Raw genomic sequence first — 26,958 nt, 5'->3', positions numbered from 1 at the left:
AAAGCAATACTCCCAATTATTTACGGTTATAAATGAAATACACAATCCTAATTTTATTGTTTTTCAGCTTTACGTTATTTGCACAAAGTAGTGAGCACGATCACACAATCGGTACCCACGGTATGGTTTTGTTTAATCTTGAAGAACAGTTATTCGCTTCTCATTTGCCCATGCCTAAAGGCAAACATGCGGTTCAACTGATTTTTCACGTACAAGTCGCAGCCCATCGAAAAAAACAACTACTCAATAAGTTAAAGAAGCATAAATTGATTACACTTTTCCCTGAGACACTGTCACTCAATGCTCTTAGACAAGGCCGTATTATGAGTTTCTTAGCCGATACTTATGACGGGCATTTTGAACGTGGAGGAGAACGTATTCATGAAGCTGACAGCTTTAAAATCAATAAAATAATTTTAAATAAAGATATAACATTAGAAAGTCAGAATGGCTATTTTTTCGATATTAAAGCGACTGAGCAACACTGCTTGTTTGTCCATAAAATTACAGCAACGCCAAGTTTTGACCAGATCTTTTCATATCCATGTCAAAAACAAAATAGTAATGTCGAGCTCATCAAAACAGAATATGCTGCCCCCGCCTCAAACTTTGGTTCAGCTTCTCTAAAGGACATGACTCAATTGTATTTAGAAACCAAAGATTTTCAGTAATCAGGCTAAAATAGGAATATCTATGCTAAACCACGAAGTACTTATTGCCTTTTCAGTTGTTTGCTTTGCGCTAAGTATTACGCCAGGCCCGTCTATTTTGTATATTGCCGCTCGCAGTCTAAGTCAGGGTCCATCAGCGGGTATCGCCGCTGCATCTGGTATGGCTATTGGGTCATTCGCTTATGTCATAGCAACAATTTTGGGTTTATCAGCGATATTTGCTCATGCCCCGCTTCTCTATTCTGGTTTGAAAATAATCGGGGCGTTGTATTTAGTTTATCTTGGCTGGCAATATTTTAAGCCTAATGTTCACAGCTTTGAAAAGCCTGAACTTCAGAGTCTGTCTAATCGAAATATAATGAAGCAGAGCTTTATTGTTGAGATCACAAACCCAAAAACAGCTTTATTTTTTATTGCCTTTTTCCCTCAGTTTGTGTCTGAAAATACGACTTCTATTTCAATGCAACTCTTAGTGTTGGGTATAATTTATACACTAATTACTTTACTCTGCGATACATTTATCGCCATTACATCAGGCAAAATATCGAAGAAAATAAACGTAAAGCAAAGCGCTGTAAACTGGCAGGATAAAGTAGCGGGTAGTATTATGTTTTTATTGGCAGCTTTCATGGCTGCCGAGACTCTAATTTAGGTACTTATAAGTATTTGTATTATACAAAACTTAAACGATAACAAACTGAGCCCTTTGATGTTTTCATGTTTTGCTTCATCAAGTTCAGATTTAAATACCGAGCTCAAAAAACACCAAGTGGGCTATCCAAACAACCGTTCAATCTTGCAACAATCAATCTCTCGAACACACAATTCAAAAAAACTAAGAGATTGGTTAGTAGCAGCTCAACATAGTAACTGGAAAGTACATCTTCTTAAATATATAGTTATCTCTCTGATTTAATAGATAGTTCGGCTGCAGGTGGGATGATACTATTAAAATTCAGCTATAAAACTTAAGTTTCATATCCATAGCCAAAATTGAACCAAAATAGGGACAAAGCTATTATGAACTTTAGATTGTGGTTGATAAAATCAAAAAATACAAAATTAGGAATAAAAATAATGAACAGGACATTAATTGCTTTTTCTTTTCTCTCCTTGTTAGTAACCTCTGAGAGTTTCGCATCAAACTCAGATTTAAATTCAGCGTTTAAAAAACATTACAAAGCGTATCAAACAGCAGTTAAATCGGGTGATAAAGAAAGTATTATCAAATCAGCAAAACAAGCATATGAAATTGGTCAGCAATTTTATGGTGAGCATGACATCAATACTGTTAATCTTGCAATTAACTATGCAAATGCATTAGATAACAAAAACCCTGATAAGCTTGCTCTATTAGAAAGCAATTTAAAAATTGTTGAAACTCACCATAAAGACAATCTAAAAACAACTTTTGATGTAACTCTACCAATTGCCAAAATTACATTTGATAAAAACAGTAGGACAGCGCTAAATAGTTTAAAAGAAATTGCACAAAAAGCAGAAAAACAGAAAGATTATGAGTTTGCTTCAGTCGCCTACCATGAAGCAATTAAACTCGCAGTAAGGAATGGCAAAACTGTACCTGTAGCAAGAAAATTAATCCGCAGAAATGATGAGATAAATAAGGCGCACTTACCAGAAATATCTGTGCAACGCCTCACTTCAGATATGTGGGTTGCATCTTTAGACGAAGCAAGAAACAGAAAAAAAGCCGCAATAAATCGATTGGAGCATGTTGTGAAAATCTTTGATCAGAATCTCGATTTTGATCACCCTTTTGAACTCACAGCACATTCCAAACTAGTAGGCCTATATGAGAAATCAGGTCAAAGTGATAAAGCCACTAAACATTGTTTAGCCATAGCAGAAATGGTGCCTTGGAAAGATAATCAAGAACAAGAGCCGTTATACAGAGCACACCCTGAGTATCCATCAAATATGGTACGTAGGATGAAAAGTGGCTGGGTAAAGCTGCAATTTACAATCAGTAAATCAGGGTTTGTTAAAGATATTGAAGTAATGGATTCATCCGAGGAAGGTTTTGAAAAAGCATCTGTTGAAGCGCTGGAGCAATGGCGTTATGCACCTAAATTTGAAAATGGTGAACCTGTTGAAGCGGTTTCGACAGTGCAATTAGATTATAAGATTAGCCGAGGTTAAGACTGAAATTGCTGCATATACTTCTTATGCATTTTGCCTAGCAAAAATATTAAACGAAAAAAGCAGGCCGAAAGGCCTGCTTTGACTCTCACATTAATAATCTAGGGAAACAATAGAGAAGATATTAATCTTGTGTCCAAATCGCGATTTCACCGATTTGCACTAATCTACCGTTGTCACCGCCAATCCCATCACCTTGTCGCTCATTCTTAAATGAGAAACGAACGTGTTGCACGTCAACTGGCTTTTCAAGCTCGTAGGTGTAAGTCGTCACCAGCTCTGGTAAAGCAGTAAATGTTTGCTCATCGATTAGCGTCCATGTTTCACCATCATTTGAACCAAATACTTGCCAGCTCGTTGGGAAACGAATTTCGTTGTCACTGGCTGTGGCAATCGAGTATTTCGCTACATTCACCGCTTGTGGTAATACAAAATCAGCATTCACTGCTTCAACTTCATTAATCGGTAAAATATCTGGAAGATATTCTGGTACCCACCAAGGCGCTTCGACAACCGCATTAAATTTCTTGCGAATGTCGTTATCAGCCAGCGCTTCAGGACCTTCTCCCCAAATACCGATATGGCTTGCATTGGTCGTCACGGTTACACCGTCAAACTGTACAGCATTGTTAAAGCCCACAACCGGTGTTGGGTAAGGAGGTACTTTGCCAAGTGATTTAAGGTAAGTTTGGTATTCACCAACAACCTCTGTAAGACCACGATTTTCACCAAAGATATGCTTAAACGCAGCATCAAACGACCACTTAGGAAGCGCTTTCGCCGCCGCATTCAGTGCTTTAATAAAGTCGATATTACGGTTGGTGTTCACCACCCATTCTAAGAAGAATGAAGTCTGGTTATAGGCATCTTTGTTGATGTCATCTAACCAATCAATGTTTGCTCGACCATGCTCATAGAAACCCGCTTCGATGCGGATAAAGTTAGCAAGTGCTTCTAGATAAGTATGGTAGTCGGTGCCTTCAATGTAATCGCCAGTGTTTGGTACATTGTTGTAACCATGGGTCAGCTCATGCCAAAGCACACCTATTATCTCGTCACGAATAGCTTGATCGCCTTTGCCTTCTAAATTAGCAATATGGTTAAGATCAAACATCAATTGCATTTGTTTGTCTGTGCCACCTTTTGCCGCCGGGAAATCATATTCATCGGTAATAAATTCCACCGATTCAAATACGTTAATTTCGGTGACATTGTTGAATAAACGCTTTGCGATCAACTCAGAAATTCGGTGAATTTCTGCTTCTAAGTCTGGCATAACGCGCTCAAGTACTGCTTGACCAGGATGCTCAGGTTTATTTTTGGTAAATGTCACTGTTGGCTGAGGGAAACCTGCCCAAGGACTCGCAGGATCCCAGACACGAATGAAGTCAGTTTTAACTAGCTCAGATTCACCCTTGTCGTTCTTAGCAACTAAAGTCACCGTTTTCGCGCCTAATTCGTTAAAACGAACAAGCGGTTTACGTTCAGTGCTGGTTGCAGGCGTGCCGCCTTCAAACGTCCACTGCCAACTTGTTGGATTGACTAGAGAGGTATCTTCAAATACCACAAGCTCATCTACTTCAGGCGTTAAGTTAGACGCGCCAAACGACACAATAGGCGCTTCAGCAATCACAATTAATTCAAGCTCTGCAAGCTGAGTAATGTCTGCGCCATAACTGTCGGTACCGCCGTGTTCTAAGTCAAATTTAAAGTACTGATAAGCTTCTTGCTCACCTTCAAGTTCGTACTCTTTTAACTCTGCGCGACCTGTAAACGCTTCATTTGCACGAGAATCGATTTCAACCCATTCTTGCTTGTCGTTTGAGCCATATACTACCCAGTTCTTAGGGTCACGTTTAGGCTCATCGTTTGCCGACACAAAGTGGTATTTTTGCAAAGCAGCTGCTTTCGCCGCTTTGAAGATCACTGTGGCTTTTTTATCAAAGGCCAAGAATTTGCTGCTGTGATTACCGTCGATTAAGTTTCCAACTTGTTCACCATCTGGTGAAGTCACTCCTTCGGCCAATACAGCTTCGATTTCTGCACCTTTGTCTTGTGACATATTGCGCAGCGCACTTGACCCCGCAGCCGCCGTCACTTGCGTGCTTTGCTCTGCTTCGGTTTGTGTCGAGGTAAAACCTGAGCCATCATTACAGCCAACCAGAATCGCCGATACCGACAACGCCAGCGCTGATAAAGTAAATTTATTCATGTTCGTTCCTTATTATTCTTGTTAGAACTCGTAAGTCATACGCAATACAAACTCGCGGCCAATGCTGTCGTAGTTACCACCTAGGTAGAACGGATAGTTACCCATGGTTTCGTCTTGCGGCGGCATCGCATTAAGCAGATTCTTTACAGAGAAAATCACACGGGTGTTGTCACCAATGAATTGACCGAAAGTTAGGTTATGACGGTACCAAGCTGGTAGCTTTTGACGCTCGCCATACACGCCAAGGTTCCACATTTCACCTCTGTACATGCTCAACAATGAAATCGAGGTATCTTCTTTTTGCCACGTTAAACTAAAGTTCGCGGTATCGTTGAAATCGTAATTGTTCTGATCGTCTAAGATATCTTTAAGTGGATCAGCCGCTTCAATGCGTTCTTTCTTCTTCAATACTTTGTTGTACTCAAACTTATAACGGAACGTTCCAAAATCAGTATCAAATAAACCTTGCACGCCTAGATCAATACCGCCGTCTTGAGTTTCTGAGGCATTGATATAACCTTGACGCACTGAGTGCGGCGTATAGGCATCACCAGCAATCGGGTTGCCAAGGCGATCTGTACCTTTACCATTCTCATCATAACGCTGTATACGCGCTTCGGTGTTTTTACACAGTTGTGAGTTTGGATCTTGAATGCCTTCGTTACATTCCCACATTGTTCCAAGAATGCTACCCGCACTTAGAACTTTGATTTTGTCTTTAATCGTGATGTCATAAAAATCAACATTGAACGAAAGGTTCTCTGAATATTCATACACAAAACCTGCTGTAAACGAGTGGCCAGTTTCTTCTTTCAAAGTTGGATCGCCCGCAGATACCGTCTCGAAGCTCGCTTGCAATGAAGCCAATTGTGGGTTCGATAAATCGACGTTTTCACAGGTCGCTGTTAGCGCGTCGGTTACATAACCTGATACTTCACCTTGAGCAGCTAATACAGCACACGCATCGGCGGTAATACGGTCGTTACCAGAGCCAAAGTTTCCTGAGAAGCCTTGGTACACCGAAGACATACTCGGGCCGCGGAATGTCGTGCTATAAGCAGAGCGAAGTACTAAAGATTCAACTGGCGTGTATGTAAAACCAAGCTGATAAGTTGGCGCACCGCCTACATCGGTAATGTCGTCATAATGGTCGTAACGAACAGCCGCTTCTACATCAAACTGCTCAGTAACAGGAATTAAAAACTCCATTGCAGCAGCATAACGGTCACGTTCACCTTCAGTAATAACACCGGTCAAACCCACAAATTCTTTATTTAGAATACGCGCGTCTGGCGTTGCACGCGTGCCTTCATTCATCGCTTCAACGTACGCGGCAAAAGAAACGGCCCCAGCAGGTAATTCAAATAAGTCGCCTGTGATGTCAGCTGTAAACGTGTTATTAAACGAGTTACCGTCGTACGTTGCCCAATCGGCAATTTGCATTGCAGTGTCTGGTGTTAACGGCGCAAACCACATTTCATAGTTAGGACGATAAACTGGCATGCCATTTACTTCACCGTATTGCTGGCCTTTGACCAAGCGGTTGCCTTCATTAGTGTGATGTAAATAACGGTCGTTGAAGTCATAGTTTGCACGGCTATAACCTACTGAGTAATAATAATCGCCTATTTCACCTTTTATACCCACATTGAAAGACAGTGACGTGTCGTTATACGTACGACCTAAACCATCTTCGGTATATTCTTCATCTGCAACCACTCGCCACATGTATTTAACCGGTGCACCCAGCGTGCCTTCTTGGTTTTCGATATCTGGATCCCAGAATGTACCACCGTGAATTGACTCATGATGACCCCAGAAGAAGGTGTTACGACGGCCTTTTTTCTCTTGATCGATATAGAAGCCATTCGCAAATAAGCTGTGCTGATCGTTTAAGTGATATTCTGAGTTGATGTAAACACTGAATGCTTCTGATTGATTTCGAAGTAACTTATCGCTGGTTTCATCCCAACCACAGCTTGCACCATAACTATTTCGCTCAATAAAATGCTGTACAGCGCGTGGATGCGGGTTTTGCTCAGAGTTACAGTACTGCGCAGAATACTGGTTTTTATACTCGGTATTGTCAGCCCAAACCGTGATTGAACGGTTTGTTTCGTGGTGTGCTTTTGGATCTGGGTTGTCCCACACACTATCATGGTAAGGTCTGTCACCTGATAGCAAAGGATCAGTATGTTTATACTCTAGTGCATAATCAAATGTGAACTCGTCTTGTTGGAAACCACCAACAAAAGTTAAGCCTTTTTTAGCGCCCGTTCCATAAGTATCTTGACCATAATAGGCATCAACATAATGAGAATCTATGCCTTTTTTCGTAATGATATTAACAACACCCGCCATCGCATCTGAACCATAAATCGCTGATGCACCACCGGTTTGAATATCAATGCGTTCAACCATGGCTGTTGGGATCATATCAAGGTTAACAAAGTTAGTTTGACCGCCGTAAGGCATTGGGTAGTAGGCTAAACGCTTTCCGTTTACTAGGATCAGCGTGTACTCAGGGCCTAAGCCTCGCAACTTTAGCTCTTTGGCACCCGGCGTGTAAGAACCCGTTTCAACTTCACCTAAGATCTGGCCATTAGCCGCAGTCACACTACTTAACGCTTCATAAACATTAGTGAAACCACTTCTAACCATATCTGCAGATGAAATCGTTTGAATATTTGTAACACCCTCAAGTTCAGTACGCTTAATACGTGAAGACGTTACTTCAATACGTTCAACTTTTTCTTCGACCTGATTTTGCTCTGCTGCAGTTGCAGAAGCAGATATCGACAAAGACACGGCCAGTGCCAACGGCGATAGCATTAAAATTTTGTTGTTATTCATCTTAGCCTCTAAGATTTATTTTTATGGAACGTTCCATTTTTGAATTAAAAAAATACTGAAGTGAATAGAATGAAACTCGCAACAGCATGGAACGTTCCAATAATTGCGCATCATTTAATCATTGTCAACAATTTAGGAAATAAAAGTTCATCTAATTGTAACTATCTATTACAAGTTATTTAACGAACGTTGAAGTGTTAATACCAAATGGATATTTTGAATACATATTCAAATATAAAGAATGATCATCATCACTTGAGAGGAAGCGATAATGACCATTTGAAAAAGGAGAGATTTATTATTTAGTGAGTTCAGCTTGGTATTCTTGCCAAAGTTTTTCGACCTTTTCGCCTGTCACATATTCAATGGCTGCGGCAAACGTCCAATCAGGTAACTCAGTTGCCGTAGCATTAAATTGATGCTCAAACGCTTCATAACGTTTACTTAACCAAGATAAAAAGAAGCCGGTGTTTGTATAGCCGCCCAACCAAGTCTCTGAAGGCTCAGGGCTACGAGTCTTGTGGAAGCCTGCATTAATGCGAATTAGATCTGCAACCCCTTCAATAAAAGCATGGGTTTCTTCTGGCGTGCCTGTCGCTGATTGTGGGAATAGCTGATAGCCATGCGTCAATTCATGCCAGAGAACACCAAGCAACTCGTAAGTGACTTGTTCATCTGGCTTATCGGCTAGTTTTTCGGTGATGTATTTACTGCTAAAGGCAATTTCCATATTTGAATAATCACCCGCGCGATAAGCGAGCGTATCCATCCATTTTAGTCTGAATGTAACCTGCTCAAACTCAGGTACTTCGGTGAAATTGTTATACAACATTGGCACTAAATCACGGGTGACTTCATTAATCGCTTGTTCGATATTTGGCAGCAATTTAATCAGCCTTTTCGCGCCAGCAGATTCAGTGTCTTCAAGCTTAACCACTACTTTAGGTAACTGTAGACCAGCCCATGGACGATGAATATCCATGGCTTTAATGACATTTTTTTGTGTGATACTGTCTGTGCCGGTGCTGTTTTTGGTTTTTAATGTAACCGAGTAACTGCCCGGTTTTGTAAAGCGTACTTTTACGTCATTACCCAGATGCTTAATTTTTGCGCCAGGTATTATCCATTCGACATCTTCAGGATCGTTATCACTGGTGTTGGTAATGATGATTTCTTCATTTAGTCTAACAATGCGCTTATCAAGTTCAAATGATGCTAAGGGAAGGTCAGTGGCAGCAAACAAGCCTATATCGGCTACTTGCAAATAACTATCACCCCATTGCGTTGTTCCCTGTTGTTTTAACTCAAAGCGTACGTGTTTCACTTGCTGGCTATTTGCAACGGTGTAAGTTTTGGTTTGTGCTCTTGAATCAAAACTTTGCTCTGTTTGGGTGTCTAAGAGAAACCAATTTTTACCATCAACAGAGCCTTTCACTTGCCAATGTTTAGGGTCTCGAGCTGGGGCATCCCCCGCTGATGTTAAAGAATATTGATGAATTTGAAACGCGTCTTCAAAGTCAATCTGCACCCAAGCTTCAGACTTATCAGACAAAAATTTACTGTGAATTGAGCTATCAAATAATTGTTCAACAGATTCGTTTTCTACAAACGCAGGATGTTGTGCCTGTACAGTAAATGACTCTTTATCTGTAATATCGTAAAGGACAATATCTTTTGCGAGTACTGCCTGCGAACACACTGCAGCTAAAAGCATTATCAAGTTATTTTTTTTAAACATAATCACATTCTTTAAGTTTCTAAATGAGACACACGATATTGGAACGTTCCATAAAAGCAAGTATTTTGCGTTAAAAACACACACTTTTTATAATTTCCTAATAACACATACCGCTTTTAGAACATCTAAACTTCTGAAAATTATATCAATATCTATCTCGAGCTCACATCAAGATTTTTTCATAATTAGAAACCGCTTTGCCGCACCTGAAGCTTGATGCTAATGTTAGGTCAGAGCTTTTATTGCATGGAAACTCAATATGAAAAGTGCCCCTCTAGCTAAAAATGAAATTCTGCGATTAAAAACCTTAGAAAGGTATGAAGTACTTGATACAGAAGCTGAACAATGCTTTGACGATATCACCAAATTGGCATCTGTCATTTGTAACACACCTATTTCATTAGTCAGCCTAGTTGATAACAATCGGCAGTGGTTTAAATCTAAGGTTGGCCTTGATGCAGATGAGACCAGCCGAGAAATCGCATTTTGCTCACATGCAATTTTAGAAGAACACGTTTTCGAAATTGAAGATGCACGAAATGACGAGCGTTTCTTTGATAACCCTCTGGTAACCGACGGGCCCAAAATTCGTTTTTATGCTGGCGCTCCTTTAAGAGCTCCAAATGGCGAAGCAATAGGCACGCTTTGCGCAATAAGTGACGAGCCACAGAAATTGACTGACGAGCAGCGCTTAGCACTTCAAACACTTGCCAAACAAGTTATTGCGCAACTAGAGCTACGACTTAAAATAAAACAATTAAAAGACTCTAATCGTGCAAAAGATGAGTTTTTGTCAACAATAAGCCATGAATTACGCACTCCACTCAATGCCATCACGGGCTTTAGCGAGATTTTAAAAAACTCCGCCGACATAAAAGCTCTGCCAAAAGAGCACTTTGAATATATAGACAACATTGAGTTTAGTAGTCACCAACTATTAGAAATCGTCAACTCGGTGCTCGATTTAGAAAAAATTGATGCCGGAAAAATGGAGTTAAAACCACAACCAGTTAGCCTTGATAAGTTATTTCAAAGCATCATGAACATGATGGGAAGTAAAGCACAGCAGGGTAAAATAGAACTTAATTACGATATCGATAGTGCACTTGCTTCGCGTTTCTTTGATGTTGATAAAACAAAGTTAACGCAAGTCATCGTAAATATAATTAGCAACGCCATTAAATTCACGTCTAAAGACAAGCAAGTGAATGTTCGCTTTTATCTAAATAAAGATAAATTACACATAGAAGTTGCCGATCAAGGAATTGGTATAAGTAAAACCGACCAAGCCCTGCTGTTTGATAAATTCAAACAAGTCGGTATGCAAAGAAAAGAAGGCACAGGTTTGGGCTTATGTATTTCTAAAGGGTTAGTCGAACTGATGAAAGGAAAAATTCAGTTGTCGAGTACGTTAGGTAAAGGCACCCTAGTTTCAATATCACTACCTGTTGACGAATGCGAGCAATGTACTGAACCTGCGCCAATCGAAGCAAAGAGCTTTGAAAAACTACACATTTGTGTTGTCGAAGATAATCCGCTCAATCAGATGTTAATTAAGGCGATGTTACAACAACTTGGTGGACAATATACGATTTTTGAAACTGCTGAGGCACTCTTTGAAATGTCGAGTTTAAGCACATTTGATATTTTCTTACTTGATATCAATTTACCTGGAATGTCTGGATTACAAGCATTAGAAAAGCTCAAAGTCTTGCAGTGTAAACAGCCAAAAGTTGCTGTCACCGCTGATATTTTTCAAGAAAAAGAGCTAAGTTCACTTTTTGATGCGGTTATTACAAAACCCTATAAAAAGTCAGACTTAATCGACGTTTTAAACGAGCTTGTGTCTTCTCAGCTCCCCTTATAAAAACAATGGATGAATCACCACAACTTGTGTGGTTGGAATAAACTGACAATTTGTATTCGCTAAAATTTAATTTATTTTTTCTATTGCAACGATTTCTGAACGATTCATAGTCACTTTGTAACGCTCTAACTGCTTGACCGAGTCTTCTCTGTTTGTGGTGTATTTTAAAACTAGATTTATCTGATAACGACGCTCAACTCCTTGCCCTGACACTTTATTACCCTCATGGCTATAAAGTTTTCCCGCGCCTTTCTTTAAATAACGGGCAAATGAGCTTAAATTAAAAGTAATTCGCTGCTGAATTTCTTCGTAGCCAGGAATAAACTCTTGCTGTTTAACTTCATTTTTACTGCAAAAGTGTAAAAGGGTTGCTGATTGCTTGTTTTGTTGACGACGCTTTTGCAGCAAGGCGTCGACATCTTCAGGAAGCTCTTTGCTTTTTATTAATTCGAACCACACTGTTTGTCGCGCTACAACTTTGTCATCCACCGAATTTTTAAAAATATTGCGCCACTTTGGTCGACCATGCTGTATTTTGCGCCATGCCCATTGGGTAATTTCATCTTTGAAGGTTTCACGTAGCCCATAAATAACACCTAATAAAGCAATCAAGGCGATGGTGATTTCTTGAAAATTTGAACGAGCATTTAAAACCAAATACATCACAAAGGCCATGATCACCCCAGTTACTAAACCGCGCACTAAACGTTTCAAATTTAAGTTTAAATCTTGCGTCTTCTTATTGAACACCACGCCATGTTCAATTAATCGTTGTAAAAGGCGCATTTTGTTGGTGATCCGGTTTGGATCTTCAAGTGTCACTTGTGAGTTGTAATTGTGCTTTTCTCTGTAAGCGGTTTCTTCTTTACAAAACGCCAAAATCTCATTTCTTTCACTGCTAAATTCACTTGATTTTGGGCCTTTTACTAAGAGCTTCAAAAATGCCTGTTCGCTGTGCCAACTTAAATAGTTATCGGCATTCTGAAAATAAGGCTTTAAAGTTTGCTCTGGAGGCTGATAACGGCGTAGCTTCTTAAGCAACTTTTTTGCCTGTTCAACCAATTCACTGGCAACAGGGTAAAATTCATCGGCTTGCTTTAGCTTCAAGGTGGCTTTGATATCCGCATCAAGCGCAATGCGAATTTGATATGAGAATAAATTCAAATTTACTCTGTAATCACTTTTTTCACCTTTTTTTTGGCTGATGTAGCGGCTTCGAACTAAGGGTAGATGAAGTTGTTCAGAGTAATAAGCACAGTGCGTTTTTATATGGGCGTTAAAGAAATCAGCTTCATTGAATGTGTCTTTATTTATTCCCATATCGGTCGGGATAGAAAAGTATAGGTCAAGCTGGCTGGCTTCTTTTGGAAGTAACTGGGTAACCAGTTTAAAAGACAAGCTTTCATCAGGGCTTAATTTGGTTTTAGTCATATAATAAACGGCCCTCTTATTGCTATACACGATTATATTTTAAATATACCACATATCAGTAACTTACATTGTTCTATTTTATTGTTTTTGTGCATTCACCGCTTCTAAATAACGGCTTTCGATAAATTTCTTCTCTTTAACTAGATGCTTAATTTTATGTTTTGCCTGCTCTAAATCTTTTTGTAGCGCTGCTACTTCAGTCGGTGGCACATCGCCATCAGTTTGTAACGAGAGCTGATCAATTAACTGGTTTTGTTCTTCAATTTGCCGCTTGTAATTATTCAACATGGCTGCCATTTCAGACTCACTTTGACTCGCTGGCGCCATAGGCTCACTGATCCATTCTTCTTTTTGGGCTCTCAATGCGATCACTTCATTTTGTAATTTCTGATTGCTACTTTGTAGATCTTCAAAAGAAGAGGTTTGTATTTCTAACTCAGTTTTTGCCACGTTTAACTTTTTAGCAGAGACATCTAAGTCCCCTTTTAACTTGCGGATCAGCTTATGAGAGCGGCTTAATTTCTTATTTAGATCATTAATCGAAGCCTGCTCTTCCTTGGTAATGTGATCTGCTGTTGAAGCACGAATTTGTGCTAATTGCTGCTCTAGTGCCACTTGTACCTGCACTAATTCAGAAATCGTTTTACTATGTTGATCAGAAAAGCGACTGGCTCGCTCAACGGAGTCTCTACACAATGCAACAAGTGCTTCGTTATCAGCTCCCCCTTGTCCTCGCCCAGTCATTGATACTGCGAACTTTCTGAACTCTCTCAAAATAAGTAACAAAATATAGAACCAAGCTGCCAAAATCAGTAACCCGAAATTTAAGGCTATATATTGATAGGCTTCGAGGGGAAAGTTAAACGTCACGTTATCAGCCTCACAAGTATCCATATGACAAGTTTAGTTTTAATCAGAAATTCTGCCTATACTGAATAAAACTAATCTAATCAAGGGCACTATGTGAAAGTTCTAGTTGTCGATGACAGTTTAGCAACACGAGAAATCATCAAGCGTACTTTGCAACAGTTTGAGTATCGCAAGCTGTTTGTTCGCTGTGCACAGAGTGTGTCCGAAGCCTTGCAACTATTAGATAGCTGGCATCCGGATATTGTTTTAACTGATTGGTATATGCCTGAACAAACCGGTCTTGAGCTGCTCGAAGGCATTCGAGGTAATGACAACCAATTACCCGTTGGGGTGATTTCTACCATAGATGAAAAAGAGAAGATACTTGAGGCACAAAGTGCTGGTTGCAGTTTTTTCTTATCAAAGCCCTTTACCGATGAACAGTTACATTCTCAGCTACAACCAATCGTTGAAACGCTAGAACAACAAGAATTTTTGACCGAGCAAGCTGTACCTTTAAAAGAAGGTTTACCCTTACCAAAAACAGAGCAACTTGAACGGTTAATGAGAAAGAATATCAGCGAAGATTTGATTCTAAGAGCAATCAGGTCGCAACAGTTCGATGAATCAAAGCTGCCAAGTGTAATGGCTGTTTACGCTGAGCGTTCTACCCAAAAAATAAGGGTGATCATGGTATTAGATATTTATGCTGTGTGTGTTTTAGCCAGTAGCTGTCAAATTATTGATAAGGCAGAAGCGCTAAAAGCAATACATCATAACGAAGTACACCCGGACATAATGCAGGCCTGTAAAGAAGCCTTAGACAAAACCGCGTATGCATTTTTAGATAACCAAAGCCGTATGAGTTTGTTTGTTAGAAGCTGCAAGTTCGTTTCAAAGTCTCACCCTAAGATTGAACAAATTTATAATTATCCGCTCGATAGTCGCATTGATTTGAGTTGTGAGCGTGAAGGCATGGCGCAAGGTAAAATGCTGATTGTGGGCGTTTGATATTACTGCTCCCACAACCAGCGCGATAAAGATTAAATTAAATGCTATTAATATTTTCTAAGTAAGTTTCTGCTTGATTAAGTACCGCAGCCCTTTGCTCATCGGTTTTCTTAAGCCAGTTTTTAAATACCATGGCTGTACGCGGGTTGTTGCCTAGCTTTTCTTGGTTTCGATGCATAAAGTGCCAATACAGTGAATTTAAAGGACACGCATTACTCCCTAATGTTTCTGTCACTTTGTAAGCACAACTAGAGCAGTAGTCGCTCATCTTTTTCACATAGTTTCCACTTGCAGCATACGCTTTGGAGCCGACTATACCCCCATCAGCAAACTGACTCATGCCACGAGTATTTGGCATTTCTACCCATTCGATGGCATCGATATACACACCCAAATACCAGGCATCGACTTCATCGGGATGAATGCCTGCAATCAAACAAAAATTACCTGTGATCATTAACCGCTGAATATGATGCGCATAGGCATAATCGAGAGACTGACTAATTGCATGATGTTGGCAATTCATTTTGGTGTTCGCATCCCAAAACCAACTAGGCAGCGCACGCGTTGTTTCTAAGTGATTCAATGTTGCATAGTTAGGCATATTTGCCCAGTAAACGCCTCTGACGAACTCTCGCCAACCAAGTATTTGCCTGACAAAGCCTTCTATTTGCGCCAAATTAATTTTGCCATTTGATTGTCGATAGTAATGGATCGCAGTATCAACCACCTGCTTGGGCGACAAAATCTTACTGTTTAGAGCGAATGAAATACGGCTGTGGTACAGGCTCCAGCCTTGATCCTCACATAAGCTTTCACATAAGTCTTCACCCAAGCCTTTAAGCTGTCCCGTCATGGCATCTTGAAAGCGGCCGAAGTTAGGTAAACAGACTTCACAAAAAAAGTTAAGAAGCTCTACAGACTGTTTGCGGTTTATGGGCCAGAGTAAAGTGTTATCTCCTTTACCCATGGTTTTTATATTGTGCCGTTCGATCCGATCGTTGATTTCAGTGACATCATTGGCAAATAACAGAGGTTGCGGCACATCGCTTAAATCTTGTTTTTTAAGCTTCTCTCGATTGTCTTTGTCGTAATTCCATTGCCCGCCTTCAGGCTCGCCATTTCGCATTAAAATATCGTAACGTGCGCGCATCGTGCGGTAAAAGTGCTCTAACCGGTGTTTTTTATTCGCTTTAAAGTATTGCCCTAAATCTTGGTCACTGACATAAAAGTGCTCGGCTTCAAATCCCATGGTTTTGATTTCTAGGCTTTGGCAAAACTCACTGATTTGATTACGAAGTCTAGCTTCATCAGCAAGTTGATATTCAAATTGCTGGATATCGAACTTTTGAATTAAGTGCGATATCAGCTCAGGCAAGCTTTTATACTCTGAAGTATCGTCCAAGGTGAGGTGCAAAACATGAAATCCTGCTTGCTTTAAGCCTGTTGCAAACCCTTGCATAGCCGCAAAAAACGCCTGTACTTTTTGGATGTGATGCACCGTGTAGGTAGCTTCTTGATGTAACTCGGCGATGACATACAACACAGACTCATTTTTATCTTGATACCAGCTGTGGCTGGCATTGAGTTGATCACCTAAAACTAATCTGAGTGTTTGATACTGACTATTCACACCAACTCCTTATCTTGTTTACCTTTGTTGCTTGCACAGCGTTTAGAGCAATACTTCACATTTTCCCAATCGCGATGCCACTTTTTACGCCATGTAAAAGGTCTCTCACACACTGGGCATAGTTTGGTCGGTAATTGGCTTTTCTTCATGTTAATTTCATATCTTTTTTAATCGGGTCTGACATGACGGGCTAATAGATGACCGACTTGAGCACGAACTTCGGGGCGCTTTCGCCATTTCCATAATAAGTCTTGAGCTGCTTTGTAGCTTTTTGCTACATCAACAATGGGTTCTGGGTAATCTTTGCCAAGCTCCACGCCATACATAAGTTGCTCCATTGGCGAAAGCTGCCACGGTTCGTGCACTAAAGGCGCTGGAATATTGGCAAGCTCAGGCAACCAACGTTTTACAAATTCACCGTCGGGGTCTTTTTCAAGACCTTGTTTGACTGGGCTATAAATGCGTATGGTATTAAAACCTGTTACCCCAGCCTGCATCTGCATTTGGCTATAATGAATACCCGGTTCAAAATCTAAGAAAAGACTGGCCAAATAAGGGGCACCTTCGCGCCAATCCACTTCGAGATGATGACATAAGAAACTCACTAACATCGCCCGCATTCGAAAGTTGATATATCCGGTTGCAATTAAGCAACGCATGCACGCATCAACCATGGGCACACCCGTTTTACCTTGCTGCCACGCAGCAAGGCGCTCAGCTGCGAGTGCTTTATCAGCACGCGGTAAATGTGTATAGCCTAAATTAACAGGCTCAAATTCCATCGAACTTTGACTTTCGAATTTTTGAATAAAATGGCAATGCCAATGCAGTCGAGAAGTAAAAGCAACTAGGCTTCTGCGCCAGCCTTTTTTTTGCCAGTTTTGTAACACCGCTTGATAAGCTTGCCTTAGACTGATATTTCCCCACGCTAAATAGGGGGAGAGCCTAGAGCAATGAGTTTGACTCAATATCGGGCTAGAAACACTGTAAGCATATGTTTGGCCACGTGTATCAAAAAAGGAGTCTAAAACCTCTTTGGCAGCTTTTTCACCACCTTGTTGGCATTCTCCTGCTTCTAAAAACCATTCAGGGTGTTCATCAATTGACGCCTTTTTTAAGCTTTCTGCAAATTCGTTTTCAACACACCAATTAACTGCATCTAGGTCAACATCAGCAGTTGGGGCTCGCATGACTTTTTGCCAATACTCGTCCCAAGTTTTGCGATGCGTTAGCCCTCTAATTACGGCGCCGTATGGGGTCTCATGCCATGTAATGCCTGCATTTTCGCAGCAAGATGCAATCAGCTTATCCCGCTCGAAGGTGTTGTTTAAGCCGATTTCTTGATAAGAATAGAGTCCGGCAATACTGTATTTATCATGCAGCTCAGCAAAAGTATGCTGAACATCTTTAAAACTTATATAGAGGGCCCCTTCGGGTAAGCGCTCCGCTATGTCTTTTAAAGATGACAAGACAAACTGCCAGTGCCGAGGTTTGTAATGCGGATCACTGAGCAGCATGGGCTCAAAGCAATACACCAACAAAACAGCATAACCTGACTGCGCGGCTTTAAGTAAAGGCTCGTGATCGGTGAGCCGTAAGTCTCGTTTTAACCAAACGACTGAAATCGCCATAAACTATTGTGCACGCGTATCAACAGGCCAATCAGCGGCATCAAGCGAGTCCAGCGGTTGAAACTCTTGTTTACCAAGCCAATGATTAATAAAGACATCATGGGGGTCATACTGGGCATGCTGCTTTTCGATATTGAAATGACGACCACCTCGGGGATCTGCACCCACACCAGCAATGTACTGCCAGTTGCCCCAGTTAGATGCCACATCATAATCGAGTAATTGTTGCTGAAAATAAGCCGCACCATAACGCCAATCAAGACAGAGCTCGTTCACTAAACAGCTGGCCACAATCTGTCTACCTCGGTTAGACATAAAGCCAGTGTGATTAAGTTGCTTCATGCAAGCATTAACCAGTGGGTATGGGGTTTCACCTTCACACCATTTTTTAAATCGTTCAGGGAAAAAGCTTGTTAATGGCTTACTATTCGATTGCCCTTTAAATGAAAACAGGCTTTCACCTTGGTACAGGGCTAACCACTGAAAGTACTCGCGCCATAACAACTCAAATTTAATCCAATAAGTTGATTCATTCTCTATGACATTAGATTCATATTGCTCAACCGCATGCCACACTTGCCTAGGTGACAAACTGCCTTGCGCAAGATAAGGGCTAAATTTAGTAGACAGCTGCCAGCCATCAAGTTCATTTCGAGTTTCTTTATAGGTGCTTGGTGCCGATGAATCAAAGTAGCTTTTTAAATGCGCTGACGCAGCATATTCACCACCATGAAATAGTGACCCGGCAAAATCTTCGTCATTTAGCCCTTCACTTTGCATAATGTCACCAATCACCTGCTCTGTACTCATAAAATCTAATGCAGTTTTAGTCGCTGGCGGAAACAACTCATTCAAAGTTAAAGGCTCGGTAATCTCAGATGTTTTTTGTTTCTCTACAAAGCGCCGATATTTTGAAAAGCTTTCAAGATAAGCTGGGTGGCTTAAAATTTCAGTGTCATGCCAAAGAGTATGTTGCCAAGCACTATGCAGCCTAACGGAGGTGTTCTGCTCAATCTCTTTAAGCCATTGCCTTTCATACACACCAACTTGATGTGCCACGGCTAGAGTATTAGCTTGCAGCTTTTCACATAAATTACTGATAGCAGTTACAGGGTTGCCTTTAAGAAGTATTAAGTTGTGCCCTCTGGCAGCTAGTTGAAGTGCCAAATTTGAGATTGCTTGCAGGGTAAAAGCAAGACGTTGCTTGCCCATTGCACGTTGCTGAAAGTTGTTCGCTTTGAAGTCTGACTCATTCAATACATAAACAAACGACATTTCATCTGAAAAATCACACACATTATTCAGCAATATATTATCTTGTAATCTTAAATCGTGAGTGAACCAATATAGCGTGTTTATCTTTAGCAAAGTATTTATCCAATAGAAATAGGCACCTAGTTTAATTACGTTTGGTTCAACTCATAAGTTCACAATCAGAACGAAATTAGGACAAATAATGAAAACTACAATTAGCTGTGATGTGCATGATTACTTTGAGATTGTCTGTATGAGGAAAAGTCAGATCACCATCACACTGCACTCAGAAAAGACAATATCAGGCGAAGCAAGTAATATAATCACGAATAACAAAAGAGAAGAGCAGATTACCATTATTAATGAAGGGCTTATCACTGCAATAAAATTAACAGATATTGCTAAATTAGAAGCTCATGATAACCTTGTACCCGAACATAACTTCATTACAAATATAAGTTCACCAGAGAAGTAATTAATTTAGTTAAGTAATTACTAAGTTTTAAGTTAAGGATAATTATGTCATCAAAAACATGGGGGATTTGCCTTGTTTCTTGCGCGCTCTCGTTTAGTGCGGGGTTTTATTTAAAAGGGTCTCAGGTAGCTATAAACGACTCTAGCAAATCAAACGATTTAGATGGAACTGTTTCACAACAATCCCCTTCAGAACAGGGCGTGAAATCATACGAAAAAACAAAACTTCACACTACAAATCAGAACTTATTCACTGAAAAAGTCATACTTGATAAGGTTGACGACTTTTTGAGTCGTAATAAAAACATTCACGATTTAAACATTACAAACAAAATGGTTGCGCCTTTTTATCAACTACTTTCAGAGCTAGACGAATACCAGTTGCAGCAAAAAGCAGAAGATTTAGTTGATCAGTTACCAAACTACGCAGCGTCTCGTCTACTTATTATTACACTTGAAACACTCGCAGAATTACAACCTCAAAAAGCCCTTGAAATATCAATGAGTATAAGTGGCGAACACTATGACAAATTAGCAAATATACAGTCAGTTTTTTCAATATGGAGTGCCTCTTCTCCAGAGGAGGCACTCGAGTGGTACGCTTCCGAAGACTTTAGTCAAACTCAATATTTACATTTAGCAAAAGATATTTTATCAACCACAGTGCTTAATCATCTCTATAATAAAAATAAATCTCTAGCGTTAACTAAAGTTTCCGAGCTATTACAGCAAAATAAATTAACCGCTTTTTCCATGGAAAGATTATCTGAGAGTATTAATCAATCTAATGAATTTAGATCTTTATTAGATGTGCTTAGTGTTTCGCAATTTCACGACAGCGGTATGGTAGAGGTTACTGCTCAATGGTTTGCTAAAGCACCTCAAGATGCAGCAGCTTGGGTCAATATGTTGGATGAAGAGCAAAAATCTCCGCGTTTATTCAATCTCGCTCTAAAGAATTGGATCAAATCAGAACCAAAATATGCATCTGATTGGTATATTAAACAATTTGACGAACAACAGCAGAGCGAAGCAATTTCCATCGCCGCAACTCATTTTGCTAGAGAAGACCCTAAATCCGCTTTAGAATGGGTTGAAAGTTTAAACATGGCTAACTCTCAAAATGCAATAGATGACATTTTAAGAAATGCTAGTTATCACTATCCTGATTTTGTGATCGCAAACCTAGATAGAGTACAAGACACAAAAATTAAATTGTCTGCTTTCCAGGATGCTATTTACTCTATTTATTTGAGCAACCCAGACAAAGCCCAAAAACTTATCGATGCTTCTGAACATAAAGAAGCCTTAGAAGCATATATACACAAGTTAAATCAATCATAAGGAGGGAAATTGGTTTAATCACTATTCTCTTTTTAGATTAATTAACTGTGTAAACCGGTGAATCATTAAACCAAGCATCAACTCGCGCTATCAACATAGGGTTATCGCTGTCATTAGCGATAACCTGAGCCTTTTTAGCAAACTGTTCCGCTTTGCTTTGTAATAACTGACTTCTTGCAATATCAGCCCTAGCTAATAAGACCCAAATTTGGTTTGCAGGTGCTTGTGAGTGGGTCGCGATTTCAAATGCTTGTTGTAAATATCGCTCTGCAAGCGCATTGTTTTGCTGCGCATTTGACACCTTTGCTAGTTCAATGAGTGCCGCAGTTTGGCCATAATCGCCTTGAAACTGCTTATGATATTGCAATGCTGCAGAAAGGTGACGAGCTGAAGCGTCAAACTCACCTTGCAAGCGCTTGATTTTGCCAAGCTCTTCATGAGAATACGCAATGAATAACTCGTCTTTTTGTAGCTCAGCCAATTGTTTCGCTTGCTCAATATACTGCTCAGCACTGAGTAATTCGTTTTCTCTGTCGGTTTGCTGTGGCCAATTTATTTGCAAATAGCCAATCATTAAGTATGCGCGCAACAACTCTCTACCTTGCTCTACTTGAGTTTCAGCCAGGTTAATGCTGTCTTTTAGCAAAGCTATCGCCTCTGTAACTTGCCCTGAGTTTGCAAAACTTGCAGCCAAATAACGTTTGGCCGCCAATAAATCTGGCTCTGTACTTAGCGCTGTTTGCAATAAAGGTTTTGCAGCGCTGAAATCTTGCTCTAAATATTTTGCAACGCCTCTAGCAAACGCTTCATTACTAAATTGACTGATATTCTTATCATTACCTGATGGCTGATATTCATCGAAGCGAATTGCTATTTTGCTCACTAATTGATTGAACACGTCATCAACAGAAGATGCGAACTCAATACCTTGCTCCACACCAAATGGCGTTTGTAATTGATAATGCAATTGAAAATCTTCAGGGAAGCCTGTTAAACGAGTGGCAACGATTAGATCCACTTCTAACTTCTCTTGAATGGGATAAAGCGCCCCCCTTTGATAAGCTCTGCGCTGCTCGGTGTTCAGCCTTTCTATCGCGAAAAGTACATGATCGCTGTCAATGACCGTTAATTGACTTGATTGACTTAGACCAAGTGTGAGTTGCTCTTGACCACGCAGTGGCACCCAATTGTGAACGCTGTCTTGCACATCATTCTTCACCGGTAAAAATGCCACTTTTAGAGGCGGCTCTGAACGAATAAATAAAAACACAAACACCATTATAAGCAACAGAAAAACGGCGATTGACGCGCCAATCCATACTTTACTTTTATCTATGACTGGCCGGGTTTTAATTCTAGCTTGTGAATTAATTGACTGAATTGGCTCTGACTGTATAGATTCAGGTAATAAAGGCGCAACCCACTGATAGCCTTTACGAGAATAGGTTTTTATTACATTGGCACCCAGTAAATCACGGATCTCTTTAATAGATTGTGTTAGAACTTGGTCTTGGACAACAACATCATCCCAAACGGCGTTTATGACCGCCTGCTTGCTGACAATATCGCTTTTATGTTCAATAAGGTAATTAAGGACTTGTAAGGTTTTTGCGCGAATAGAATATTCAGAGTCAACGCTGCTAACTATCCCTGTTACTGTATCTAACACTTTGTCGTCTATCTGAAATCGCATGACATTCTATGGCATTATTTTAAGTTTTTCCCTTTTAGTAGTCTGCTATATCAACTCAAAAGTAGCAAGTTTATGAGGTTGGGAAAGGTTTCATAAACTTACTAGTAAAGTTAAAGTATTAACCTGAGCTTTGGTTAAGGGGTTTACTAAAGTGTTGATATTGAATTGATAAGTATTTTTTAAGTCTGCAGCCGGAAACTTTCAGGGATAACAAGACGAGTTTACGCGTCAATAGCTAGCCTATTGCAAGTAAATTCAACGTAGTTAGCGTTGAAAGTAGCCGCTGGAGATAAATTTATTATCCATAGCTCAGGTTAAAATTAATAATATCTTAGGTCGTCGACTTTGCCCCAAAATACTCGATACGAATAAGCGGTGTAAGCCAAGATGGTCGGCACAACGAGTAATGCGCCCCAAAGCAAAAAGGTCAACGATTCTGCCGCAGCAACTGCCTGCCAGATAGTTAGGTGATTTGGCACTATGTCTGGGAAGAAGCTGATCGCCAACCCTAAGAATGACAAGGTAAAAATGACCACACTGAAAATAAACGGATGATGCGCTTTATTATCTGGTTGCGTAGTTAACTGCGATAGTTTCCGAGCGATTAATACAAAACAACTAAAACAAATAATCGGCAGAGGTAATAACAGCAGCATGCTCGGCCAGCTAAACCACTTTAAGAAAATCTCAGGTGAGAGCCATAAGTTTGCGCCTGACACGAGGGCAATACCCACTAATGCAACATACACACAACGCTTGCAGACTTTAATTGCATATTGCTGCAACTCACCTTCGGTTTTCATCACCAACCAAGCTGCACCAATTAAGGTATACGCAGCAGCAACACCGACTGCACTTAAAAGGGCAAAACCATAAGACCAAGTAGATTCATCAAAGCCCATCACATAACGGCCCAACATATAACCCTGCGATGTTGCCGCCAGCAGTGAACCTAATTTAAAAGCCAAGTCCCATGCGTTTTTATGATCAACAATGGCTTTAGCTCTGAAATCGAACGCAACGCCACGCAAAATTAAGCCAATCAGCATAAAAGTACAGGGAATATATAGCGCTTTAAGCACCAAACTATGCGCGGTCGGGAATGCAATCAGTAGCAACCCAATCGCCAAAACTAACCAGGTTTCATTGGCATCCCAAAACGGACCGATTGAAGCGATCATTTTATCGGCATCATGGTCGTTGTTGGTGGGTAATAAAATACCCACTCCCAAGTCATAGCCATCAAGAATGGCGTACAACAGTACAGCTAACGCCATTAAAGCTGCGTAAATGATTGCTAAAGTATCTTGTTCAAACATGCGCAGACTCCTTGATTTCAATACTTGAACGCTTTTTACCGACATGCTCTTGTAACGATATTTCTTCAATGAGCACCGCTTTTCTCGCCATCAAAAATACCGTATGTAAATAAGCGACCAATAAAAATGCATACACGGTTAAATACATGACTAAGCTAAACCCGACATTAGCAGGCGCAATGGTGGTGGCTGCTTGATCGACTGTTAAAACACCGCTAACGATAAATGGCTGACGGCCAATCTCAGTGACATACCAGCCTGCCAAAGTTGCCACCCAACCTGAGAAGCTCATTGCTACCAAAGTTCGTAGCAGCCAATTTGGTAAGGCGTTATTTTTATAAAGCCTAAACGCGGCAAACCAAGCAACTGCAATCATAAGTAAACCAAGCCCCACCATGACTCTAAAGCTAAAGAACACGGGTTTTACTGGCGGGTGCTCACCTTTAAATTCATTTAAGCCTTTAATTTCGCCATCAAGTTGATGGGTTAAGATTAAACTCGCCAAATTCGGCACTGCCAGTTCAAAATGATTTGTACGCTGCTCTTCATCTGGAATAGCAAATAATAATAAAGGGGCGCCTTGTGTGGTTTCCCACACGCCTTCCATCGCAGCGACTTTTTGTGGTTGATGTTCAAACGTATTGAGGCCGTGCAAATCACCTACATAAGCTTGTAAAGGTGCCAACACTGCTGCCACAACCAGCGCAACTTTAAGCGTAAGTTTTGGCGCTTTCTTATCATCGCCTCGCAGCAAACGATAACTACTGATCCCAGCGATTAAAAAGCTCGCGGTAAGGCCCGATGCAATCAGCTTGTGAGTAAAACGGTAAGGAAAAGAAGGATTAAAAATGATCGCCCACCAATCGGTCGGATAAGCAATGCCGTCTCGCATTTCAAAACCAACCGGCGTTTGCATCCAAGAGTTAAGGCTTAAGATCCAAAATGCCGACAAGGTTGTGCCAATTGCCACAACAAAACACGCAATTGTATGCACGCGCACTGGCACTTTATTTATGCCAAACAACATGATCCCTAAGAATGTTGCTTCTAAAAAGAACGCGGTTAGCACTTCGTAGCCAAGTAATGGCCCTGCAATATTGCCCACTTTTTCCATAAAACCCGGCCAGTTCGTGCCAAATTGAAACGACATGGTAATACCACTCACAACACCTAGTGCAAAAGTCAGCGCAAAGATTTTTACCCAAAAACGATAAGCTCGCATCCAAACCGCATCGCCGGTTTGTTCAAATCTGACTTTAAAGAAAACAAGAAACCACCCTAACGCGATGGTTATAGTAGGAAATAAAATATGAAAACTGATATTTGCCGCAAACTGCATACGCGACAGCATTAATGTATCTAACATGTTCCCCTCCGAACACGACCCAAAGCACGCATTAACTGAATTCCTTCCTCAGCTAACATTTTAAAGTTTCAGTAATTATTGAAACTTTAAAATATACTAAACACTAAATTGACTCAGATCAATTAATATTCGGTATTAATATTGTGCTAATTGAGACAGCTCAGAAAATGCTTGTTTTAAGTAAGAAGTAAAAATGACATGATAGCCGCAAATTATTTAAACGCTTTGGTCGTCAATTTTGCAAACAACCCGCTGTTATCTCTATTTTCTCTTAGCAATATCATTCATTTCAATTGGTACCAGTGCTAATGATCTTATTACGACTCAAACGCCAAGCTTCGTTTTAAAAGACAATCTTCAAGGTGTAGATGGGTTAGATAATCCGAGAGACATTACATTAAGCAAAGATAAGAAACGGGCATTTGTTGTCAGTGCCGATGATAACTCGCTTTCAGTATTTAAAGTAAACCCTGACTTTTCGCTTTCACATAGGCAAACGATTAAAAGCAGTGACAAAATAAAACTCGAGGGCGCACTTTCTGTGGTGAGCGACGACAGCGGTCAAAACGTTTATGTATTAAGTTATTACCACAGCGCACTGCTACACTTTAGCTATTCTGAAAAAACAGGATTAACGTTACAACATACTTTGTCTGATAATCTGCCTTTTGCACAAGTATTTAAACAACCTGAAACCATCAAACCAGAGCAAGATACGGTTGGGCTCTTAGGTGGTTATGAGCTAGCTATTAATCACAATACTAATCAATTGTTTATCGCTGCAACCGTCAGCCATGGTGTTAGTGTATTTAACTTGAATCAAGATGGTAAACCAATACTGTCTCAACGAATTCGTACAAACAAAGATGCAGCCCTTTCAGGTGCGGTTTCTGTGACAACCAATCATTCAGGCCAATTTTTGGCTGTCGCAGGTATGAATGGTAAATCCGTATCTGTTTATAAACGTAATAAAGCTGGGAAGTTTCACTATTATCAAACTTTAAAGCACTCATTTGATATGCCGATTTCTGTGACTTTTACTGGCAACGGGCACTGTCTTGTTGCGGTCGATGCCATAAACAGCGATATTGTTTTGGCTCGCCAAAACCACGAACAAGCATTTGAAATTGTAAAAGTGGTAAGTAAAGACGAGCATGAGATCAAGGGGTTGAATAAAGTTACGCCATCTAGAAGCGAAAACGCGATTTTAACTTTCTCAGAGCAAAGCCATCGCATTGATGAATTTCAGATAAATGAGACTTTACTAAAGCATTCAAAAAGCCTAAGACCAAGCGGTCTGCAATCAGCCACTGCGCTTGAATTTATTAACTCGACCCATGCAGTCTCAACATGGGCGAAATCTGATGCAATAACGGTGTTTAAATTAAATACCGAATAATTTAAGCACTAAAAAGGCAACTAACGTTGCCCTTTTAAATATCTAATTTTAAC

The 26,958-nt window shown here is 40.3% G+C and carries 20 protein-coding genes; 8 read left to right on the top strand and 12 right to left on the bottom strand.

The features are described 5' to 3' along the window. Positions 1 to 122 precede the first annotated feature (122 nt). The 3 genes from AC1HJP_RS13580 to AC1HJP_RS13570 all read left to right on the top strand — a co-directional run bounded on the left by AC1HJP_RS13580 (position 123) and on the right by AC1HJP_RS13570 (position 2,831). Positions 123 to 671 carry a hypothetical protein gene (locus tag AC1HJP_RS13580; RefSeq protein WP_480362288.1) on the top strand — a complete coding sequence of 183 codons (549 nt, stop codon included), beginning with the start codon at positions 123 to 125 and terminating at the stop codon, positions 669 to 671. A gap of 22 nt (positions 672 to 693) precedes the next feature. Continuing rightward, positions 694 to 1,323 carry a LysE family translocator gene (locus AC1HJP_RS13575; RefSeq protein WP_480362287.1) on the top strand — a complete coding sequence of 210 codons (630 nt, stop codon included), beginning with the start codon at positions 694 to 696 and terminating at the stop codon, positions 1,321 to 1,323. Positions 1,324 to 1,691: 368 nt separating this feature from the next. Continuing rightward, positions 1,692 to 2,831, top strand: coding sequence for an energy transducer TonB (locus tag AC1HJP_RS13570; protein ID WP_480362286.1), 1,140 nt, complete (start codon positions 1,692 to 1,694; stop codon positions 2,829 to 2,831). 124 nt (positions 2,832 to 2,955) lie between these two features. Here AC1HJP_RS13570 and AC1HJP_RS13565 read toward each other — a convergent pair whose 3' ends face one another. The 3 genes from AC1HJP_RS13565 to AC1HJP_RS13555 form a co-directional block, all read right to left on the bottom strand. Continuing rightward, a complete protein-coding gene (locus tag AC1HJP_RS13565) occupies positions 2,956 to 5,043 on the bottom strand; it encodes a basic secretory protein-like protein (protein WP_480362285.1) in 2,088 nt (695 codons plus the stop codon). Positions 5,044 to 5,064: 21 nt separating this feature from the next. Continuing rightward, on the bottom strand, positions 5,065 to 7,896 hold the full coding sequence (locus AC1HJP_RS13560) for a TonB-dependent receptor plug domain-containing protein (protein ID WP_480362284.1): 2,832 nt from the start codon (positions 7,894 to 7,896) through the stop codon (positions 5,065 to 5,067). 298 nt (positions 7,897 to 8,194) lie between these two features. Further along, positions 8,195 to 9,634 (bottom strand): basic secretory protein-like protein, encoded by a 1,440-nt coding sequence (locus AC1HJP_RS13555; protein ID WP_480362283.1) that lies wholly within the window; start codon positions 9,632 to 9,634, stop codon positions 8,195 to 8,197. 259 nt (positions 9,635 to 9,893) lie between these two features. On the opposite strand from AC1HJP_RS13555, the gene AC1HJP_RS13550 reads away from it, so the two are divergent. Further along, a complete protein-coding gene (locus tag AC1HJP_RS13550) occupies positions 9,894 to 11,501 on the top strand; it encodes a GAF domain-containing hybrid sensor histidine kinase/response regulator (RefSeq protein ID WP_480362282.1) in 1,608 nt (535 codons plus the stop codon). Positions 11,502 to 11,567: 66 nt separating this feature from the next. On the opposite strand, the gene AC1HJP_RS13545 is transcribed toward AC1HJP_RS13550, so the two are convergent. Further along, a complete protein-coding gene (locus AC1HJP_RS13545) occupies positions 11,568 to 12,932 on the bottom strand; it encodes a hypothetical protein (RefSeq protein ID WP_480362281.1) in 1,365 nt (454 codons plus the stop codon). Between the two features lie 78 nt (positions 12,933 to 13,010). Beyond that, positions 13,011 to 13,826 carry a chromosome partitioning protein ParA gene (locus AC1HJP_RS13540; protein WP_480362280.1) on the bottom strand — a complete coding sequence of 272 codons (816 nt, stop codon included), beginning with the start codon at positions 13,824 to 13,826 and terminating at the stop codon, positions 13,011 to 13,013. A gap of 69 nt (positions 13,827 to 13,895) precedes the next feature. Here AC1HJP_RS13540 and AC1HJP_RS13535 point away from each other — a divergent pair, with 69 nt between their 5' ends. Next, entirely contained in the window at positions 13,896 to 14,792 is an 897-nt protein-coding gene (locus AC1HJP_RS13535; RefSeq protein WP_480362279.1) for a response regulator, read from the top strand. Positions 14,793 to 14,829: 37 nt separating this feature from the next. On the opposite strand, the gene AC1HJP_RS13530 is transcribed toward AC1HJP_RS13535, so the two are convergent. Genes AC1HJP_RS13530 through AC1HJP_RS13515 form a run of 4 tightly spaced genes read right to left on the bottom strand, consistent with a single transcriptional unit; the run spans position 14,830 to position 19,424 of the window. Continuing rightward, positions 14,830 to 16,425: a cryptochrome/photolyase family protein gene (locus tag AC1HJP_RS13530; protein ID WP_480362278.1), complete on the bottom strand. Its 1,596-nt coding sequence runs from the start codon at positions 16,423 to 16,425 to the stop codon at positions 14,830 to 14,832. Continuing rightward, positions 16,422 to 16,574 (bottom strand): DUF2256 domain-containing protein, encoded by a 153-nt coding sequence (locus AC1HJP_RS13525; RefSeq protein WP_480362277.1) that lies wholly within the window; start codon positions 16,572 to 16,574, stop codon positions 16,422 to 16,424. Before AC1HJP_RS13525 ends, AC1HJP_RS13530 begins: the two co-directional genes overlap by 4 nt. An 18-nt stretch (positions 16,575 to 16,592) precedes the next feature. Beyond that, positions 16,593 to 18,056, bottom strand: a complete 1,464-nt coding sequence (locus AC1HJP_RS13520) for a cryptochrome/deoxyribodipyrimidine photo-lyase family protein (protein ID WP_480362276.1) — start codon at positions 18,054 to 18,056, stop codon at positions 16,593 to 16,595. Positions 18,057 to 18,059: 3 nt separating this feature from the next. After that, entirely contained in the window at positions 18,060 to 19,424 is a 1,365-nt protein-coding gene (locus tag AC1HJP_RS13515; RefSeq protein ID WP_480362275.1) for a DASH family cryptochrome, read from the bottom strand. A gap of 88 nt (positions 19,425 to 19,512) precedes the next feature. Between AC1HJP_RS13515 and AC1HJP_RS13510 the strand changes: the two genes are divergently transcribed. Both AC1HJP_RS13510 and AC1HJP_RS13505 read left to right on the top strand, forming a co-directional pair. Then, on the top strand, positions 19,513 to 19,785 hold the full coding sequence (locus AC1HJP_RS13510; RefSeq protein WP_480362274.1) for a Rho-binding antiterminator: 273 nt from the start codon (positions 19,513 to 19,515) through the stop codon (positions 19,783 to 19,785). A 44-nt stretch (positions 19,786 to 19,829) separates the two neighbouring features. Then, positions 19,830 to 21,128 (top strand): hypothetical protein, encoded by a 1,299-nt coding sequence (locus AC1HJP_RS13505; RefSeq protein ID WP_480362273.1) that lies wholly within the window; start codon positions 19,830 to 19,832, stop codon positions 21,126 to 21,128. Between the two features lie 37 nt (positions 21,129 to 21,165). On the opposite strand, the gene AC1HJP_RS13500 is transcribed toward AC1HJP_RS13505, so the two are convergent. The 3 genes from AC1HJP_RS13500 to AC1HJP_RS13490 all read right to left on the bottom strand — a co-directional run bounded on the left by AC1HJP_RS13500 (position 21,166) and on the right by AC1HJP_RS13490 (position 25,506). Continuing rightward, positions 21,166 to 22,821 carry a winged helix-turn-helix domain-containing protein gene (locus AC1HJP_RS13500; RefSeq protein ID WP_480362272.1) on the bottom strand — a complete coding sequence of 552 codons (1,656 nt, stop codon included), beginning with the start codon at positions 22,819 to 22,821 and terminating at the stop codon, positions 21,166 to 21,168. 320 nt (positions 22,822 to 23,141) lie between these two features. Further along, positions 23,142 to 24,140, bottom strand: a complete 999-nt coding sequence (gene cydB, locus AC1HJP_RS13495; RefSeq protein ID WP_480362271.1) for a cytochrome d ubiquinol oxidase subunit II — start codon at positions 24,138 to 24,140, stop codon at positions 23,142 to 23,144. Continuing rightward, positions 24,133 to 25,506, bottom strand: coding sequence for a cytochrome ubiquinol oxidase subunit I (locus AC1HJP_RS13490; RefSeq protein ID WP_480362270.1), 1,374 nt, complete (start codon positions 25,504 to 25,506; stop codon positions 24,133 to 24,135). The genes cydB and AC1HJP_RS13490 overlap by 8 nt, the downstream gene beginning before the upstream one ends. A gap of 238 nt (positions 25,507 to 25,744) precedes the next feature. Here AC1HJP_RS13490 and AC1HJP_RS13485 point away from each other — a divergent pair, with 238 nt between their 5' ends. Further along, complete coding sequence (locus tag AC1HJP_RS13485; RefSeq protein WP_480362269.1) at positions 25,745 to 26,905, top strand: lactonase family protein; 1,161 nt, start codon at positions 25,745 to 25,747, stop codon at positions 26,903 to 26,905. Positions 26,906 to 26,958 lie beyond the last annotated feature (53 nt).

Source organism: Pseudoalteromonas sp. NFXS53 (assembly GCF_056629255.1).
This window is presented reverse-complemented; position numbering and strand designations above follow the sequence as displayed.